Raw genomic sequence first — 856 nt, forward strand, 5'->3', positions numbered from 1 at the left:
GCGCCCGGTGGTCGGGCACGTCGTCTCAGACGTGGACGCGGCCACCGTGTGATCCTTCGAGTGAACCTCTCACAGCACCCTCGAATGGAGTCATCACGATGACCGCTCCTCATATTCTCGACCCTGCCGGCCTGCTGAGCGAAGCCCTGTCCGAAGCGTCCCCGGACATGATGCGCCACTTGCTGCAGACCATGATCAACACCCTGCTCTCCGCCGATGCCGACGCGGTGGTCGGCGCCGAATGGGGCAAGCCCACCCCGACACGGTCCGCCCAGCGCAACGGGTACCGGCACCGGGACCTGGACACCCGGGTCGGCACGGTCGATGTAGCCATCCCGAAGCTGCGCTCTGGGACGTACTTCCCGGAGTGGCTGCTGGAACGCCGAAAGAGAGCGGAGTCGGCGCTGATCACCGTGGTGGCGGACTGCTACTTGGCCGGGGTGAGTACCCGGCGGATGGACAAGCTGGTCAAGACCCTGGGGATCAATGCCCTCTCCAAGTCCCAGGTCTCCAGGATGGCCGCGGACCTGGATGAACACGTGGAGTCCTTCCGCCACCGGCCCCTGGATGAGGCCGGTCCGTTCACGTTCGTGGCCGCGGACGCGCTGACGATGAAGGTCCGCGAGGGCGGGCGGGTGGTCAACGCGGTGGTGCTGCTGGCTACCGGGGTCAACGGTGACGGCCACCGCGAGGTCCTGGGGATGCGCGTGGCCACCACGGAGTCAGGGGCGGCGTGGAACGAGTTCTTCGCGGACCTGGTGGCCCGCGGCCTGACAAGGGGTCAAGCTCGTCACCTCGGACTCCCACCGAGGCCTCGTGGAAGCAGTGGCAGCGAACCTGCCCGGAGCGGTCTGGC

The 856-nt window shown here is 67.6% G+C and carries 1 pseudogene; it reads left to right on the forward strand.

Annotation, left to right across the window (positions count from 1 at the left end):
- Nucleotides 1–98 precede the first annotated feature (98 nt).
- A pseudogene (locus UN64_RS21775) lies at nucleotides 99–856 on the forward strand (IS256 family transposase); the annotation flags it as partial.

Origin of the sequence: Fictibacillus arsenicus (assembly GCF_001999465.1) — a bacterium.
Lineage (GTDB): Bacteria > Bacillota > Bacilli > Bacillales > Fictibacillaceae > Fictibacillus > Fictibacillus arsenicus.